Origin of the sequence: Flavobacterium sp. TAB 87 (genome assembly GCF_001529295.1) — a bacterium.
Taxonomy (GTDB): domain Bacteria; phylum Bacteroidota; class Bacteroidia; order Flavobacteriales; family Flavobacteriaceae; genus Flavobacterium.
The window spans coordinates 1-1,194 of record NZ_LLWK01000002.1 but is presented as its reverse complement, the minus strand read 5'-3'; the positions used below and the strand labels follow the sequence as shown (position 1 = coordinate 1,194).

The 1,194-nt window shown below is 32.7% G+C and carries 1 protein-coding gene; it reads left to right on the top strand.

Going from position 1 to position 1,194, the window contains the following annotated elements:
- Positions 1–188: 188 nt before the first annotated feature.
- Positions 189–1,166: an IS110 family transposase gene (locus AP058_RS00010; RefSeq protein ID WP_066305296.1), complete on the top strand. Its 978-nt coding sequence runs from the start codon at positions 189–191 to the stop codon at positions 1,164–1,166.
- Positions 1,167–1,194: the final 28 nt, after the last annotated feature.

The window sequence follows — 1,194 nt, the reverse complement described above, 5'->3', positions numbered from 1 at the left end:
ATAAGAAAGAACAAAATGAGCAGAGCAAGATAGGCAAACGGCTTAGGCATTATAGCTTCACTAACATGATTATCCCTGCTCATTTCTTGCTTCAAACCGTACAGTTTATTTGAACATAAAGTTCGTGTTAGGATCGTTGGTTGTTGTGCAAGAGTTTGTTCTCTTAATTAAAAATAAAATTATATAAAATGGAAGAGAAAAACAACTATTGTGGTATTGATGTTTCTAATGAAACCTTAGATGCTTATTTTAAAAACAAGAAGGGAATTGAACAACATTTACAAGTGTCCAATTCGGTAGCTGGATTTAGAGAATTGCTTAAAGAATCTGGCAAGGAGATCCATTTTGTTATGGAATCCACAGGAGTTTATCATTTGCGATTTATCTTCTTTTTGAATAAAAAAAATATAAAATTTAGTGTGGTAAATGCACTTCAAATCAAGCGTTATATCCAGATGCATTTAGAACGTAATAAATCGGATAAAAAAGATGCCAAACACATCTATGAATATGGATTAAATCGCAATCCAGAATTGTATCAAATGCCTGATAACACTTACTTTGAGTGCCGTTCATTAAACAATGCTATACATGATTTAACCAAGGAAATAACCAAATTTAGCAATCAGATTCATAGCTTAAAAAAGTGTCCTTTTGATACAAAATCAGTAGAAAAAAGCTTTCAAAAAATTATCAAAGAACTAAGACAAGAGAAGCAAAATATAGAACTTGAATTACAAGAGAAACTAGTTCAATGGGAGGGAGAAACACTTAAGTTAGTACAGAGTGTAAAAGGAATTGGAAGTAGGGCTTCAGCCGAATTAATTATCTATACCAAGGGGTTCAAAGACATGAATTCTTATAAACAATTGATCTCTTATGCCGGTTTGAGTCCGACCGAATATCAAAGTGGAAGTAGCATAAGAGGACGAGTCAGAATATGCAAACAAGGAGGTAAACAACTGCGTAATATTTTATATATGTGCGCCTTAAATGCGAAGAAAACCAACTCCCATTGTCGTGATTTATATGATCGATTAGTGGCTAAAGGGAAGAACAAAAAAGCAGCTCTAATTGCCGTATGCAACAAGCTGCTTAAAATTGTATTTGGAGTAGTAAAAAACAGAACTTTATACCAGGATATTTATTTGCAAAAAACGACGTAAAAATTAGTTTTTTTACACAGTTCATGTT

Coding starts and splice junctions, on each gene's coding strand:
- AP058_RS00010 (WP_066305296.1), top strand. CDS start 189: ATGGAAGAGAAAAACAACTATTGTGGTATTGATGTTTCTAATGAAACC.